Here is a 13,562-nt window from a genome sequence, read left to right as displayed (position 1 = left end):
CTTATTTGTTATCACTTTTACGCTGGCCATTCTCCTGCTCCAGCCAAGCTATCACCTCTGACAATTTGACCGGTCTTCCTAGTTTAATAGAATATTTACACGCCAGCGCTGTCAATTCTGCCTGGAAGCCGTCATAACCACTAACAGGCACGGGTCTCTCTTGTTGAATGCATGCGATAAACTGATTCACTTCATCGAAATATGATGTACTATAGCGCTCGAGGAAAAAATGCAGTGGATTATCCCGGAATATGCCATCAGAGGTGCTGATTTCTGCTGTATTCGGATGATCGTTAGCAACAGCAACGCAGCCCTTTGAACCGAAAACCTCCACGCGCTGATCGTAACCGTAGACAGCTTGGCGGCTGCAATCTATGACGCCAATAGCGCCGTTAACAAAGCGCAGCGTAGCGATTGCCGTATCTAAATCACCGTGTTCAGCAAATACCGGATCAATTAAAACGCCGCCAAGGGCATTGACCTCCTCAATATCACTTCCAGCTACATATCTAGCCATATCAAAGTCATGAATCATCATATCTTGAAAAATTCCGCCAGAAACTTTAATGTAATCTTCATGCGGCGGGTTTGGGTCACGAGAGGTAATCTTAATCATCTGTGGTGTTCCGATTCTTCCCTCCTGCACAACTTCGCGAACCCGCTTGAAATTATGGTCAAAACGGCGGTTAAAGCCGATCTGCAGCTGAACACCTGCTGCTCTTACAGTCTCGAGAATGTGTTTGGTTTGACTGACATCCATGCTTATCGGTTTTTCGCAAAAAATAGATTTTCCCGCTGCCGCTGCTTGTTCGATAAAAGAAATATGACTATCTGTCGAAGAGCAAATCAAGACAGCATCAATATCTGGATTCTGAAATATAACACTGGCATCTTTAGTAACCATTCGGATTCCGCGCTCAGCAGCCCATTGGAACAATTCCTCTTCTGCATACAGGTCACATATGGCTACCACATCGACTTGCAACATGGTTAGTAAATTCTCCGCATGAATTTTACCAATCCGACCAGCACCAATAATCCCTACTCTTACTTTCTTCATCTTACTTCAGCTCCTTTTACTTTACCCGCACTACCAAATTGACGCATTTTCATTTGCACAGCTTCCTGGACAGCGTTTCTACCCGCACCAAGATATTTTCTAGGATCATATTCAGCAGTGTCTGACATCAAGATTTTGCGTACCGCCATTGAGAACACGATTTGATTGTCCGTATTGACGTTAATTTTGGCTGTCCCCAAGGAAATTGCCGTTTGTATTGCATCATTCGGCAACCCGCTCCCGCCATGAAGCACAAGCGGAATACCTGTACGCTTATGAATTTCTTCCATCCGGGCGAATCCTAGCTTAGGCTCTCTTCGATAAGGTCCGTGCACTGATCCGAGTGCAGGAGCCAAGCAGTCAACCTCTGTATCACGAACTAAACGTACACATTCTTCGATGTCTGCATACATCGCTTCTGAATCGTTCACGACCAAATCATCTTCCTTACCGATGATTCTGCCAAGCTCTGCTTCCACTGACACACCCATCGTATGTGCGATGTCAGTCACGCGCCGAGTCACGGCCACATTATCCGCATGCGAAAGATGAGAGGCATCTATCATGACTGAGGTAAATCCTGCATGAATCGCTTTAACGCATATCTCAAATGAGGATCCATGATCCAAGTGAAGCGCAACTGGAACATCGATGCCTTGATGATCCATGTAGTTTTTAACCATACTTACAATTAGTGGTAGACCACCCATGTAAGGAATATAAGCTTCGCTAACACCCAAAATAACTGGTGAGTGTTCGGCTTGCGCAGCCTGTAAAATCGCTTGTGTAAACTCTAGATTGTTTAAGTTAAACTGACCGACAGCATAACCGCCTTGATCAGCTGAGTTCAGCATATCTTTCATTGAAACAAGGGACATCTTTGGTTCTCCTTTCCTTTACCAGCGAGCGGTTACCATCTTCTTTCGAGTGTAAAATTCAACTCCGTCGCTGCCGTTAGCATGCAGATCACCGTAGAACGATTTTTTCCAGCCAGAAAAAGGGAAGAATGCCATTGGTGCTGGTACCCCCAGGTTGATTCCTAACATGCCTGAATCGATGTTCTCACGGAAATATCGAACGTTGCTTCCATCTTTTGTGAATAGGCAGGCTCCATTGGCAAATTCCGATCGGTTCGCCACTTCAACTGCTTCGGCGAGCGTATCGACTCGAACGATGGATAAGACAGGAGCGAAAATCTCATCTTTCCAAATTTTCATCTCACATGTCACATTATCGAATAATGTAGGTCCGACAAAATATCCTTTTTGCTCAAAACCAGCATCTTTCCGTCCGTCACGAACCAGAACAGCTCCTTCTTCCTCACCGCTTTCGATATAGCCAATCGTTCTAGCTTTATGTTGATCCCGAATGACTGGGCCGAGGAAAATACCATTTTCCATACCGTTACCCATGGTAATCTGGTCGGCGGCTGACTTCAGCTTATCAACGAGTATTTCACCAACTTCACCGACTGCGACTACAACAGAGCAAGCCATACAACGCTCTCCAGCAGACCCGAATGCAGCAACAATAATCTGTTGCACAGCAGCATCTAAATCTGCGTCAGGCATAACGATGGAATGATTTTTGGCACCTGCAAGTGCCTGTACGCGCTTTCCGTGTGCGGATGCGGTCTTATACACATATTCGGCCACAGGCTGGGAACCAACAAACGATACCGCTTTAATGTCTGTATGCGTCAATATACCGTTTACAACATCATGAGCACCATGCACAATATTCAAAACTCCATCAGGCAAACCAGCTTCCTTGAACAGCTCGGCAAGGCGATTAGAGAGCAATGGCGTACGCTCGGACGGCTTCAGCACAAACGTGTTGCCGCATGCAATAGCGAGCGGGAACATCCAGCAAGGTACCATCATGGGAAAATTAAATGGCGTAATGCCTCCCACAATTCCGACCGGGTAACGATACATTCCGGACTCAAGATTCGTGGCGATATCTGGCAACTGCTTACCCATCATTAATGAAGGCGCTCCAGCAGCAAACTCGACACATTCAATGCCGCGCAATACTTCTCCGTGCGCCTCAGTGAAACTTTTGCCATTCTCAAGCGTAATCAGCTTCGCCAACTCATCCCAATGGTCAATGAGCAGTTGTTGATATTTAAACAAGACTCTTGCTCGTCTCGTCACAGGAGTTTGACTCCAACCCGGAAACGCTTTCTTCGCTGCAGCTACAGCAGAATTCAAGTCTTCGTCATTAGATATCGGAACATGAGCCAAAACTTCCTCAGTCGCTGGATTCAAGACCGGCTCATAAACCTGAGAATCCGAATCTACCCAATGTCCATCAATAAAATTTTTCAAAATATTTTGTGATTGTTGTGCAGTTATCATATATGTCATTCCCTTCTATCTAAACATTTGTTTAATCATTTTATGTGGCTGTGATTTCACCTTTATTGCAGCGTTCTATATAGTCTTTCACCTGTGTTAAAGTTGGCATCGCTTCTGAACAGCTATGACTAGAAATTACGATGCTTGCAGCTGCGCTTCCAAACTCCATACTCATCTCAATCGGCCAGCCATTCATTAGAGCATATAGGAACCCTGCTGCATATGAATCACCAGCTCCAAAGGTCTTAATAACTTTTGCAGGGAAGCTTCTGGCCTTATGGATACCACCGTCTTTCGTATAAGCGATCGAACCGGCTTTACCGTGTTTAATAATGACAATTTTTGCTGTATAATCAAACCATTTTGAAGCAGTTATTCGATCATCCTTCTCTATATTGGATTCAAAACGCTCCATCATATCAAACTCCTCGCGTGTACCGATAATGATGTCGCATTTTTCAGCTGCCAAATTGTAATAAACCAATGTTTCGTCCGTAGAATTCCATGTATAAGGTCGATAATCCAAGTCAAAGGCAACAGCAACTCCATGTTTTTTGGCGTAATCTAGTGCCTGTAGTACAGCTTCGCGCGAAGGGCTCTTGGCAAGCGCTGTTCCCGAAATCAACAGAAGCTTGGTACTTGCTATTACTGATTCGTTGACTTCTTCTGGCTCAAGCTTCAGATCGGCTACATTATCGCGGTACATCAAGATGCTGCAATCCGAAGGACTCTTGATCTCAGTAAAAGCTAATCCTGTCACAGCTCCTGACTTATCAACGATAACATTGCTGGTATCAATGCCATTATGCTGTAAATAGCTTGTAATATAACGACCCATTTGATCATCGGAAACTTTGCCGATAAATCCGCATTTTAGTCCAAACCGTGACATGCCGATGCAAATATTAGCAGGAGAACCACCGACGTATTTTGTAAAACTTACAACTTCCTCCATAGGCTTATTGATTTCATTGGCATTCAAATCAATGCACAGTCGGCCAATCGCCACAAAGTCCAATGGTTTTTCAGTCGGAAATGTTAGGTATGCCATCAATTAGCTAGCTCCTTTCTTCTACTGATTGCAAAATACCATATAAATATTTCAAAGATTTCTTCGCATATGCATATGCCGGACAGGTTTCAGGGTCTTGTTCCCCTTCAAGCATTGCCCAGCCTGTATAGCCTCTATCTATCAATTCATTCACAATCGGTACAAAATCCAGATCGCCATCGCCTGGCACAGTAAATACCCCTTTACGAATACAGGTAACAAAGTCCGCTTTCTCGTGACGTGCTTCATTAAGTACTTGGCTGCGAACGTCCTTCAAATGGATATAGCCAATACGGTCGTAATGTTTACGCAGCACTTCCAATGGATCAGCTCCTCCGTAATAAGCGTGTCCGGTGTCAAAGAGCAAATACACGAGAGAAGGGTCAGTCAAAGACATCAGATAGTCAATTTCGGCCAAAGACTCTACGACCGTCCCACCATGATGGTGATACGTTAATTTGAGACCGTATTCCTGTGCAATTTCACCAGCTGCATTCAAGCCTTCAGCCAAACTCTCCCAGCCTTTGTCATCCAGCGAAATCACTTCTTTCTCAAAAGGCGATCTTCTTGGATCAAAATGCAGCGATCCACCGACTTCAGCCGTGCTGATTACCTTACTCCCCATTTGTGCCAAGAACTGCGCATGCTTCCGATAAGCCTTCAGCTCTTCTTCGCGATAAGCTGGATCTGAGAAAAGCACCGATTTCCATTGGGATACGAGCCCAATGCCACGCTTTGAAAGCTCTTGCTTTAAAACGACCGGGTCTTCAGGATACTTACGGCCCATTTCCGTACCTCTCAAGCCTAGTGCCTGTATGTCGTTCACAATCGTTTCAAACGTCGTGCTTGCACCATGCTCCTTAACGTCCTCACCCACCCAGTTAATGGGATGACAGCCTAAATTAAAAGGGAATTCCTTCATACAATCGTCTCCTTTAATCAAAATTCTGGGTTTTATGCAAATTACTGTTCATCGTTTCATACGCCTCTGTTACTTTACTGCTGACAGAAACCTCCGGTACCCCAACATGCCACCATGACTCGTAATTTCCTGTATTTGATCCTGGAACTACAGCAATCTCAATTAGCGTCGTGACAGATTCACCTCTAGCCGACTCTATAGCTGCTCTGAGTTCAGCAGCATTTGTGGCCTTATACGCCTGCGCTCCTAAGCTGCGCGCATGAGCAGCAAAATCAATCGGCATATAAGCACCAGACAATTGCCGAGTTTGAGTATCACGATAACGGAATTCATTGCCGAATCCATCACTTCCATGACCACGCTGCAAATTGTGAATGCATTGGAAGCCGTGGTTATTGAACAGCAAAATAGTAAACTTGCGATTCTCTTGAATGCTCGTGATCAGTTCGGAGTGAAGCATTAAATAACTACCATCTCCTACTAGCGCATAGACATCTCGATGAGGTTCCGCCAGCGCTGTGCCGAAAGCACCGCTGACTTCATAACCCATACATGAGAATCCATATTCCATGTGATAGGTTTTGGGCTCTAGAGCACGCCAGAGTCGGTGTAAATCGCCAGGTAAGCTACCCGCAGCGCAAACGATAACATCGGTTGAATGTAGACACTCCTGCACTACACCAAGCGCTCTAGTTTGAGAAAATCCTTCCTTCAATTCCATATGATAAAGCCGATTGACTTCCTCATCCCAAATTCTTTTTTGCTCTTGAATAAACATAGGCTCATATTGACTGACGTAATTTACTTTTTCTAGAGCATCTAGCAGGGCTTGCAGTCCAGTTTTGGCATCAGCCACAATCGAAACACCTGACATTTTGCCTGCATCAAGCTTGTTGATGTTGATATTCACAAACTGCACATTTTCATGCTGAAAGCCCCATTTAGACGATGTCGTAAAATCCGAATACCTTGTGCCTACGCCTATGATCAAATCTGCCTGCTTAGCTATACGATTCGCTGCTAGCGAACCTGTGACACCGATAGCACCGACATTCAGCGGATGATTCCAGGCAAGGGAGCTTTTGCCTGCCTGTGTTTCTGCCACAGGAATTTGAAACCGTTCTGCAAACTCTCGCAGTTCGTCCATAGCGTTCGCGTATAAAACACCTCCTCCTACGATAAGCAGCGGGTGCTTTTTGGAAGAAACTAACTTTGCCGCACGGTCAATCGCTGAAAGTGATGGCAGTTGGCGATCTATGACATGAACACGTTTCTTAAAAAAGGAAGTTGGATAGTCATATGCTTCCGCCTGCACATCTTGAGGCAAAGCCAGGGTAACTGCTCCAGTCTCAGCAGGATCTACCAGCACCCGCATCGCTTGGTTTAACGCAGTCATTAACTGTTCAGGCCGAACGATGCGGTCCCAATATTTGCTGACTGGCTTAAAGGCGTCTGTCGTCGAAATTCCATAATCACCAGCAACTTCTAGCTGCTGCAGTACAGGATCCGGCTTGCGGCTGGCAAAATTGTCACCTGGCAACAGCAAGACAGGAATACGGTTAACGGTCGCTGTCGCAGCAGCGGTTATCATATTCAGTGCTCCTGGACCGATCGAAGTTGTACAAGCAAACGCTTTATATCGATTTTGCTGCTTCGCATAAGCGACGGCAGCGTGTACCATACCCTGTTCATTCTTCCCTTGGATAAAGTTCAAACTTCCTGGATCACGTTCTAGTGCTTCTCCGATTCCCGTCACGTTGCCATGCCCGAAAATCCCCATAACACCAGCGAAAAATGGTGACTCTACTCCATCCACACTGATAAATTGCTGATTTAAATACTTAATAAGAGCTTGAGCCATTGTCAGACGTATAGACGACATGAAATCACTCCTTGATAAGATTAAGCGCTTAACTTAACTAGTAAAAAATAATTCGTACACCATGCTCGAATATCAGGCACACCTACGAAAAATAGTGTTTATATCTCCATCCTGATTAACAACCTTCTCATTCCAATACACTTAGCAAGAGTTCGAGCCTTAGTCAGACATGCGACGTTACGAAATCACTCCTTTGTCAAACTAATAAATCGAGTATTGCAAAAAATATATTTATTATGATAATTCAATCAATAAGAACAGGTTTAGCGCTTAACCTAATATTAACGCATGAATATTCTAAATTCAATAATAATTTTATCTTCTGATGCAAAAAAGCCGATACCAAGTATCGACTTTTGAGTATTGTATATGTTATTTTGGCTTCTTTTTCTAACCCTTGATTCGTCCCTGAATTCGCTGTTTGTCATCTTCCGGCCAAGGCATAGCGTAGGTTGGCGCGTTCACGAACCGTTTCATGGCAAGACGGAGTGTAATTCTCGTTCCTTCTGGCATTTCGACCTGAAGCCACTTTCCGTTGACAGTTACGCTTCCGGTTATTTCACCATCGTGACTGACAATTTCACCGTCCGTAAACTGATGCTCACCAAACACACCAGCCTGGACAATAAGGGACTGCGCATTGAACAGACTTGTATTCACAAGCTGTACCGTCACGGAGTCTGGTGTGAGCTTCTCGACCAAAGCTGATATCCCTTCTGGCAATCCCGTACGCTTCTTGAGGCAGTCGAAGTAGCGGACTCTGCCGTGCTGAAGCCCACCGTGCGAAATATGCATCGGACCGCCAAGCGTTAGCTGCACCAGACCCTCGAAGTAAACCGGGCACATTTCCTGCCAGATATGAATAGCGGAATAAATACCCTCATTGAAATGCTCCGTCCAGTTGTACGGATTCCCATCCTGCGACCTCATTTTCACCAGCTGATTGCTGATTAACTCGTAATTCGCGCTTAAGATCCGTTCCGGATAGCCAGGATTAAGTCCTCGAATATACTGGTACCACGGCTGGGTATTGCCAATGTAATGCTTTGTTTCCCTGCCGGTTTTGGGATCTCGTCCAGAAAAGGCAGGAACTATCACTTCATTCCAATCATGATCTTTTGGAATACGCTCGACTCTTTCCAAATCCTCGTCGGCCATCGACATCGACCAAAGATAGATTGGATACTTCGGCTGCGCCTCCCGATAATCGGTCCAGCCACTATCGAAATGCTTATAGGGTACGAGCCATTTGCCATCCTGTTCCTTACGCAAATCCCAATTGCGGTCGAGCTGCTCTCTCGCTAACTGCAGACCACTTAAATCCCCGCTCAGCATGGCCAAGTTCATACAGGCGTTCGTCAGCGGTTCGATGATGGTCATAAAACCGTGCGGCCAGCGCCATCCATAGTAGCCACCCCACCATTTGCCGTCGTTGTATTCGCCGATTTGCCCTGTCAGTCCTATGTTATCTGGAATAATGCCTCCGTTGCGTTCCGCCCGCTCCTGCCAAGCCTTAACATATTCGATAACCCACTGACGCAGCTTCTCATCTCCGCACTCCATAAATGCATGGGTAACAAGCCCGGTTGCGTTCAAATTCAGCGGTACGTCACCGCGATTCATCCTCTCATTCATCATCGCGATCAGATGTTTATACACTTCATCGTTGGACCAGGCACATTTGCCACTCTCAAAATTAACACCGGGAATATCTTCGTAAGGAGCGAGATAATCATCCAGAATCCCCCGGTGCGTACTCCAATCTTCTTCCGTTACTTCAAACCGGGGCCCTCTGCTTCCGGTCAATGGCGAAACAATCAGCCTTAGCTCTTTATCGTAGTTTGGCGCATCCCGATCATCGCCTGTATACATAGCAGCGAACCCCTGCGCTCTCTGACGATCCTTCAATGTAGCTGGTCCTGCCAATCCAAGAAAATAAAAGAACAAATAACCTTCGCCGTGGTGCATCCAATCGTAATACGCGTCGAAGTCCCGATGAATCTGACCATACTCCGTCCATTGCCAGGTGATGCCATCGAAAATACGCCTGGAAATTTCGTACAGCTCATCGCTTCCACCAAGAACGTAAAGAAGTGCCAAGTTCATGAACCCTTCGTACGGATCATCTGATCCGTCCATGCCGGGCCAATGATCGAACCAAATGAGCGTTCCGTCCGGACGGGTATAACGCGCGACGAATTCTTTCGCTGCCTTATTCAGCGTATCGAACAGCAACTGCTCCTGCAGCGCCCACCCAGGCGGTGCAATCCGATGAGTGGCGGTGATGCTGGCTATATTTTCTTTTTGCTGCGAAACTGGCATTTCGTACAACTCCCCTTATCGTATGATGTGAACAAGTAGAAACGGTTTGACCGTCTTAATAAGACGGGTTCGTTTCTGCGAGGTATATTAGCTAATTTATCTCGTGAAACTTATAAATTCTAATATACTTAAAGGTATCGAATCCGATTTCGGTATCGGTCGATTAACTCGCGGTTGTGGCCATCGCCACCATCCCGATTAGCGCTGATCAGAACCGGAGGATTAACCCCTCTACTGCTCAGTTCATCGACGATAGCCACAGTCAGCGCCTGAATGATCGCAATTCCGCCAATCGTCGATGTTGCTCCCATTTTTTGTCCACTGTCACCATACGACAAAGCCGCATCGCCAAATGTGCCGCAATTGTCCAGCACGATGTCTGCAACCTCGTACAATTTTTTTCCGCTCACATGACGAGAGACTGTGTTCAAAGAGTGATCCATATTCGTCAATGCAACGACGAACAGTCCACGCTTTTTACATGCCATCGCCACTTCGATCGGGACAGCATTTATACCGGAATTGGATACAACTACAATTACTTCATCAGGACGCAAATCATACCCGGCAAGCAGCACATCCGCATAGCCCGATAATCTCTCGAGCACAGTCGATCGGCCTACATTAAGCTCCATCAGAGAAGGCTCCAACATTGCATTCACGCAAGCGAGGCCGCCCGCACGATGAAATACATCTTCTGCAATCATGTGTGAGTGTCCGCTGCCGAAGACATGCATAATCCCGTCAGCCTCTATCGAGTCCGCGATTTTGCCAGCGATTATAGCAATCTTATCTTTCTGGGTATTGTGAATTCTATCCAGCTGTTCTTGTACGGTTTGAATATATTGATCCAGCAACATTACATTTCACCTCTCATTTCACTCAAGTAGAAACGGTTTCACCGTCTTTATAAGACGGGTACGTTTCTGCGAGATATATTAGCCAATTTATAGAAGAAAACTTATAAATTCTAATATGTTAAAAATGCAAAGCCGCCGCTCCTAAAATTCCAGCAGTCGTTGGAAAAGCAGCAGAAGTGATATGAACACTGAGCGAGCTCAATGCCGACAACCTTTCCTCCACCATTGCTCGTGCAGGGGCAAGCAGCAGATCACCAGCTTTGCTCAACCCGCCGCCAATGATCACATGACCGACACCAAAAAGTTGAATGCAATTAACCAAGCTTACCCCCAATAACTCACCTGCTTCCTGAAACAATCTTATCGCATTTAAGTCGCCTTTTAATGCCGCTTCATAGACCTGAAAGGCATTTGCCCCGGTATGCTCTGTAATCGCCGAAGCCGAAACATAGGTTTCCAAGCAACCCCGATTCCCACATTTGCACGGCTTGCCATCGGGAATGATGCTCGTATGCCCGATATTGATGATCGGACCCCATTCCCCTTCATATAATCTTCGGTTCATAACTAGACTTGCACCGACTCCTGTTCCTAAACAAACATACAAAAAGCTTGGCAACAAAGCTCCAGCGCCATAATTTTTCTCCCCAACTGCGCCTGCAGCCGCATCGTATGCCAGTCGTACAGGCAGCTTCAACATCTTCTGCATACAGTCTACCAAAGGAACTTCGTGCCAGCCCAAGTTCACAGCGTCATGGACAATCCCTTGCTTCGTGTCCAAAATTCCTGGACAAGCAATACCAACACCTACTATCCCATCTATTGCTTCCTGCTTCTCGATAAAAGCGGCAATATGCTGGCCGATTAAAGAAACATCAGCTGAGCGGTTAGTACGAGGCAAAGGGATGGATTTCTCATCGAAAATCTGCCCTCCGCGATTAACGAGTCCCATTTTCAAATTCGTTCCGCCGATATCCACTCCAATCGCCATGTCCATCATTTAATGCCTCCATCCTTAAAGGTTATCTGTCACATGGCGCTTTTCTCAACTTCAGTCTTGGATTTATCCGATAAAATAACCACCGTCAATTGGTACTTCCGCTCCGTTGATCCATGCTGATCGCTTGCTCGCAAAAAAGACAATCGCATCAGCGATTTGCTCGGGACTCGCTACATTTTTAGCTTCTTTATAAATTTGGTCAACTTCCTCGGGTGTATGTTTGGTCATTCTAAACCATTCGTTCAATAACGGCGTAGCTGTGCCTCCAGGCATAAGTGCATTCACCCTGATGTTGAACTCGCGCAGATCTAACGACAGCCCACGGCTCATATGGTTTAAAGCAGCTTTCATCGCGTCATAGACGAGATTATTCGAACTATTAACTACTCGGTTAATCGAGCTTATGTTGATCACGACACCGTCTCCGCTACGTTTCAACCAAGGCAGCGCTGACTGTGTTAAGAAAAAAGGCGCTTTGACATTCACCGCAAACAGGGAATCCCAATCTTCATGTCTTATATCTTCAATCGGCTTATTACAGACAAGAGCCGCATTATTGACAAGGATATCCAATCCACCCCAATGTCCCGCAGTTTGTTCTGTAAGCAGCTTGGGAGCTTCCGGATCAGATAAATTCTGACTCACGAATACGGCCTCTCCACCATGCTCACAGATTTCATCCACCACCTGGCGTCCACGCTCTACATTCATGCCATGAACAGTCACTTTCACACCATGACGGGCTAGCTTAATCGCTGCTGCTCTGCCGATACCACTCGTTGAACCTGTTACAAGAGCTATTTTGCCGCGTAAATCTTCCATTATCTCACCTCTTCAAATTCCAGTTTGTTTTCAATTCATGGATGTAATCACTAATCGAAATTACACGACCTTCCAATCGCGATTTCTCCGCTGCAAAAGCCATTAAATGACTTTGTAACGAAACACTTGCTTCAGTCAGACCCTTTTCCTTTCCATCGCTTCGAACAAGACGAACGAAATCACGCATAATGCCTGTATCTCCCCCGCTGTGACCAGCCAAATCAGTATCCAGATGAATTGTTTCTTTCATTCTGGTCATAAAACTTGTAACTTCAATTTCATTCTTCTCCATATCTGCTCGAATTTGACCTTGTGTCCCCATAATCTTCATCGAACGGCCCCCTTCAAACGTAAACGCGCTCATCGTAAAAGCGACGGTTACTTCATTGGCAAATTCCAGATTGACCACCTGATGATCAACCACATTGTTATCGCAATGATAGACACATCTTCCATACGGCCCATCCTTCAACGCATTTAGCAGCCCCTCATCGCTAGTGTCACTACTGACGATCGAACGGAAGACCGGATCAACTTCAAGGTACATTTTAGGCGCAAAATAAGGACAAGCATCCTTCACTTGGCAGCCGTCCAGACAACGTTTAGTCGCTCCAAATGGCGCATTTTCTTGACGAAAATGAGTTAATGAACCGAAGGACGACACTCTGGTACACTTCGCATCAACCAACCAAGAAAGGATGTCCATATCATGGCAGCTTTTGGCTAGGATCATGGGACTTGAGGTTTCGAAATTGCTCCAGTTGCCTCTGACAAAGCTATGCGCATGATGACGATGCTCGACATTCTCCGTGTGCTGAATGGAAATTAGCCTTCCGATTCTGCCATCTGTAATGATTTTCTTAATTTTCGAGAAAAAATCCGTATACCGAAGCACATGACAAATCGAAAATACCCGATTGTACTTCTCTGCATATTCGCTCATAATGATACATTCCAATGGATTAGGTGACATCGGCTTTTCCAATAGTACGTGATACCCTTTTTCCAACGCCTGAATTGCAGGTTCATAATGCATATTATCTTGCGTACAAATCAGAATGGCATCGGCAATCTTAGGCTGTTCGAGCAGTTCCTCCCAATTCGCAAAACAGTTCGCGTCATGAATGATATGAGTTTGCTGAAAAGCTCTTCTCCGCTCAGAATCCATGTCTGCAACAGAGATGAACTGAATTTCTTCTGGGTGCTCTAATGCGTAGGAAGCATATGCACCAGCCCCTCTTTGACCGGCGCCGATTAATGCTGCAGTAATTTTCTTCATAACT

Annotated in this window: 11 protein-coding genes; all 11 read right to left on the bottom strand. The window is 45.6% G+C overall.

The genetic code is table 11. The features are described from left to right. Window position 1: 1 nt before the first annotated feature. The gene (gene iolG / locus AC1DOK_RS14405) at window positions 2–1,060 is read right to left on the bottom strand and encodes an inositol 2-dehydrogenase (RefSeq protein ID WP_477554987.1); all 1,059 of its coding nucleotides are present in this window, start codon (window positions 1,058–1,060) and stop codon (window positions 2–4) included. Then, complete coding sequence (gene fba / locus AC1DOK_RS14400; protein ID WP_477554986.1) at window positions 1,057–1,938, bottom strand: class II fructose-1,6-bisphosphate aldolase; 882 nt, start codon at window positions 1,936–1,938, stop codon at window positions 1,057–1,059. Before fba ends, iolG begins: the two co-directional genes overlap by 4 nt. Window positions 1,939–1,956: 18 nt before the next feature. Continuing rightward, window positions 1,957–3,429 (bottom strand): CoA-acylating methylmalonate-semialdehyde dehydrogenase, encoded by a 1,473-nt coding sequence (locus AC1DOK_RS14395; protein ID WP_477554985.1) that lies wholly within the window; start codon window positions 3,427–3,429, stop codon window positions 1,957–1,959. Between the two features lie 31 nt (window positions 3,430–3,460). After that, window positions 3,461–4,471 carry a 5-dehydro-2-deoxygluconokinase gene (gene iolC, locus AC1DOK_RS14390; protein ID WP_477555118.1) on the bottom strand — a complete coding sequence of 337 codons (1,011 nt, stop codon included), beginning with the start codon at window positions 4,469–4,471 and terminating at the stop codon, window positions 3,461–3,463. Window positions 4,472–4,478: 7 nt separating this feature from the next. Next, window positions 4,479–5,393 carry a myo-inosose-2 dehydratase gene (gene iolE, locus AC1DOK_RS14385; RefSeq protein WP_477554984.1) on the bottom strand — a complete coding sequence of 305 codons (915 nt, stop codon included), beginning with the start codon at window positions 5,391–5,393 and terminating at the stop codon, window positions 4,479–4,481. A gap of 13 nt (window positions 5,394–5,406) precedes the next feature. After that, window positions 5,407–7,275 (bottom strand): 3D-(3,5/4)-trihydroxycyclohexane-1,2-dione acylhydrolase (decyclizing), encoded by a 1,869-nt coding sequence (iolD, locus tag AC1DOK_RS14380; protein ID WP_477554983.1) that lies wholly within the window; start codon window positions 7,273–7,275, stop codon window positions 5,407–5,409. Between the two features lie 390 nt (window positions 7,276–7,665). Beyond that, window positions 7,666–9,597 carry a DUF8034 domain-containing protein gene (locus AC1DOK_RS14375; RefSeq protein WP_477554982.1) on the bottom strand — a complete coding sequence of 644 codons (1,932 nt, stop codon included), beginning with the start codon at window positions 9,595–9,597 and terminating at the stop codon, window positions 7,666–7,668. Between the two features lie 128 nt (window positions 9,598–9,725). Beyond that, window positions 9,726–10,457 (bottom strand): sugar isomerase domain-containing protein, encoded by a 732-nt coding sequence (locus AC1DOK_RS14370; RefSeq protein ID WP_477554981.1) that lies wholly within the window; start codon window positions 10,455–10,457, stop codon window positions 9,726–9,728. Between the two features lie 118 nt (window positions 10,458–10,575). Then, complete coding sequence (locus AC1DOK_RS14365) at window positions 10,576–11,454, bottom strand: ROK family protein (protein WP_477554980.1); 879 nt, start codon at window positions 11,452–11,454, stop codon at window positions 10,576–10,578. A gap of 66 nt (window positions 11,455–11,520) precedes the next feature. Continuing rightward, window positions 11,521–12,279: an SDR family NAD(P)-dependent oxidoreductase gene (locus tag AC1DOK_RS14360; protein ID WP_477554979.1), complete on the bottom strand. Its 759-nt coding sequence runs from the start codon at window positions 12,277–12,279 to the stop codon at window positions 11,521–11,523. Between the two features lie 4 nt (window positions 12,280–12,283). Next, the gene (locus AC1DOK_RS14355) at window positions 12,284–13,558 is read right to left on the bottom strand and encodes a Gfo/Idh/MocA family protein (RefSeq protein WP_477554978.1); all 1,275 of its coding nucleotides are present in this window, start codon (window positions 13,556–13,558) and stop codon (window positions 12,284–12,286) included. Window positions 13,559–13,562: the final 4 nt, after the last annotated feature.

It is taken from the genome of Paenibacillus sp. P5_B5 (assembly GCF_056400365.1).
Note: the sequence above shows the minus strand (reverse complement) of the source record. Positions and strands in the feature narration are given on the sequence as shown.